The sequence below is a fragment of the Streptomyces sparsogenes subsp. cuspidosporus genome, assembly GCF_039532705.1.
GTDB classification, from domain to species: domain Bacteria; phylum Actinomycetota; class Actinomycetes; order Streptomycetales; family Streptomycetaceae; genus Streptomyces; species Streptomyces sparsogenes.
This window is the reverse complement of the sequence record NZ_BAAASD010000110.1, coordinates 1-3,561: the sequence shown is the minus strand read 5'-3', so window position 1 is coordinate 3,561 and position 3,561 is coordinate 1. Positions and strand designations below refer to the sequence as shown.

Here is a 3,561-nt window from a genome sequence, read left to right as displayed (position 1 = left end):
TTGACGCTGTCCCTGGCGGAACTCGCCGTCCACGGCACCCCCGTCGACTGGGACACCGTCTGCCACGCCCCCCACCACCCGTGGATCGACCTGCCCACCTACGCCTTCCAACACCAGCGCTACTGGCTGGACGCGAAGGCGGCGGGGGCCGCCGCCCTGCTGCCGGGTTCGGCGGCTCGTTCGCCGCGCCACCCGCTGCTGACCACTGCCGTGCCCCTGGCCGAGACCGGCGGGGTGATGCTCACCGGGCAGCTCTCCCAGGCCGCTCAAGGCTGGCTGGGCGACCACGCCGTCCGGGGAACGGTGCTGCTGCCCGGTACCGCGTTCGTGGATCTGGCAATCAGGGCGGGGGACCAGGTCGGGTGCGGCCGGATCACCGAACTCACCCTCGGCGAACCCCTGCTGGTCCCCGACCGGCGAGCCGTGGACCTCCAGGTCACTGTGGGCCCCGCGCAGGAAGCCACCACCGAGCGGACCATTGTCATCCACTCCCGGCCTCAGGACGCCGCGCCGGACCAGCCTTGGACGCGCCACGCCGAGGGGGTGCTGGCTCAGGTCGCCGGTCCGACGGCTCCCGGCGGGCCGGAGTGGCCGCCGGCCGAAGCCGCTCCCGTACCGCTGCGGGACCCGTACGCCGCACTCGCCCGGCGCGGGTACGAATACGGCACCGCCTTCCGGGGCCTGCGCGCCATGTGGCGCCTGGGGGAGGACATCCTGGCCGAGGTGGAGCTGCCCGACGGAACCGGGACGCCTGCCGCGGCGGTCGGCGACGAACACTTCGGTGTCCACCCGGCGCTGCTGGACGCGGCCCTGCACGCGATGCTCGTCGCCGACGAGGCAGGCACCGAGGTCCGGCTGCCGTTCAGCTGGCAGGGGGTGACCCTGCACCGGGGGAGCGCCCAGCGGCTGCGGGTGCGGCTCACCCCGACCGGCCCGGACGCCCTGGCCGTGCTGGTCACGGACCCGGCCGGGCTGCCGGTCGTCTCCGTCGAGAAGCTGACGCTGCGCCCCGCCGACCCCGCACGGCTCGCCCGCGGCGACGCCGGGTACCACGACCTGTCCCGGCTCGTGTGGCAGCCGGTGTCCGCGCCGGCTGAGCCGCCCGCCGACACCGCGAGTAAGTGGGCGGTGGTGGGGACGCCCGGTCCCCTGGCCACGGCGTCCCCGGACGGCATCCGGCTGCTGACCTACGACGATCCGGCGGAACTCCTCGACGCACTGGACGGCGAGGAACTGGACGGCGAGCGGGCCCCGCACGCCGCGGTCATGTTCCCCGAGGCCCTCACCACCGTGCCCGCCACAGCCGAGGCCGTCCATAGCGCGGTGGCACGCACCGTGGCACTGCTCCAGCGCTGGCTGGCGGAGGACCGGCTGGCCGCGATCCCGCTGGTCGTGGCCACCCGCGGCGCGGTGGCGACCGACGGAGCCGCGCCGGACCTGGTCCAGGCGCCCCTGTGGGGCCTGGTGCGCACCGCGCAGACCGAACACCCCGACCGGATCGTCCTGGTCGACCTCGACGGCCCTGCGGAGCCCGCCGCCACCGCCGCAACCGCCGCCACCGACTTGTGGCGGGACATCGCGGCGGCGTTGGCCAGTGGCGAGCCGCAGGTCGCGGTGCGCGCAGGGGAACTCCGGGTGCCCCGCCTGGTCCGCGGCCACCACGCGGGGCGGCTCGCCCCGCCGCCGGGTGAGCGGTGCTGGCGGCTGGACGCGCCCACCCGGGGCACCGTGGAGAACCTGACCCTTGTACCGGCCCCCGAGGCGGCCGAGCCGCTGGCGCCCGGCGAGGTGCGGATCGGTGTGCGTGCGGCCGGTCTCAACTTCCGCGACGTCCTGGTGGCGCTCGACATGCGTCCGGGAGAGAGCCGGATCGGGGCCGAAGGGGCCGGAGTGGTGCTGGAGGTGGCCCCGGATGTGACCGGTGTGCGACCGGGCGACCGGGTTCTGGGCCTTTTCGACGGCGCGTTCGGCCCGGTGGCCCGCGCCGATCACCGGCTGGTGGCGCGCATACCGGACGGCTGGTCGTTCGAGCAGGCGGCCGCGGTGCCCGCCGCGTTCGTCACCGCCTACTACGGTCTGGTCGACCTCGGCGGGCTGGGCGAAGGAGCCGGACCGGGCGAGCGAACCGGTCTGGGCGAAGGAGCCGGACCGGGCGAGCGAACCGGGCCCGCCGAAGGAGCCGGGCAGCCGGTGGTGCTGGTGCACGCGGCCGCCGGCGGCGTCGGCATGGCGGCCGTACAGCTCGCCCGGCATCTGGGGGCCACCGTGCTGGCCACCGCCCACCCCCGGAAGTGGGACGTGCTGCGGGCCCACGGCCTGGCCGACCACCAGCTCGCCTCCTCCCGTACGACAGAGTTCGAGCACCGGTTCCTCGAGGCCACCCACGGGCGCGGCGCGGACCTCGTACTGAACTCCCTGGCAGGCGAGTTCATCGACGCCACCTTCCGCCTGCTGCCTCACGGCGGCCGGTTCGTGGAGATGGGCAAGGCCGATCTGCGGGACCCCGGGCAGGTGGCCGACGCCCACCCCGGGGTGCGCTACCGCGCCTTCGACCTCGCGGAGGCCGGCCCGGAGCGGCTGCGGGAGATCCTGGCCGAGATCCTGCGCCTGTTCGAAACGGGGGCGCTGCGCCACCTTCCGGCGCGCGGCTGGCACATCCGCCGGGCGGCGGAGGCGTTCCGCCACGTCAGCCAGGGTCGGCACATCGGCAAGGTCGTCCTCACCGTGCCGCCGGCGCTCGACCCGGACGGCACGGCCTTGATCACCGGAGGCACCGGCACGCTCGGCGGCGCCGTCGCCCGCCACCTGGTGGCCGCCCACGGAGTGCGCCATCTCGTCCTCCTCAGCCGGCAGGGCCCCGACGCGCCGGGCGCTACCGCCCTCCAAGACGAGCTGACCGAAGCGGGCGCCCAGGTCACGATCGCCGCCTGCGACGCGGCTAACCGCGAGGACCTGCGGCACGTACTGGAGACCGTCACGGCCGAACGACCCCTGACGGCGGTCGTGCACACGGCCGGCGCGCTGGCGGACGCCCCGCTGGAGGCCCTGACCCCCGGCCACTTCGACGCGGTGCTGCGGCCCAAGGTGGACGCCGCGCTGAATCTGCACGAGCTGACCGCCGCACACGACCCTGCGGTGTTCGTCCTCTTCTCCTCCGTCGCCGGGCTCTGCGGCGCCCCGGGGCAGGCCAACTACGCGGCGGCCAACGCCTTCCTGGACGCCCTCGCCGAGCACCGCCGGGCCGCCGGGCGGGTGGGCCTGTCCCTGGCCTGGGGCCTGTGGGAGGAGCGCAGCGCCCTGACCGCGCACCTGGGCGAGGGCGACCTGGCCCGGATGAGCCGGGGCATGGGCATCGTGCCCCTTCCGACCGAGGACGCGCTGGAGCTGTTCGACCTGGCTCTCCGGCAGGGCGAGCCGCTGCTCGCCCCGGTGAGGCTGCGGCCGCCGGCCGGTGCCGTGTCGGACGGCCGGGCCCTGCCCCCGGTGCTTCGCGGGCTCGCCGGGCCGGCCGCCCGGCCCGCGTCGGCCACCGCCCCGCCCGCCGGGGCGGGCGCGCTCGCC

Annotated in this window: 1 protein-coding gene; it reads left to right on the top strand. The window is 76.0% G+C overall.

Features of this window, described 5'->3' with window-relative positions; all coding sequences use genetic code 11:
* A partial coding sequence (locus tag ABFY07_RS42485) for an SDR family NAD(P)-dependent oxidoreductase (RefSeq protein ID WP_346179582.1) occupies positions 1-3,561 on the top strand: 3,561 nt, incomplete at both ends.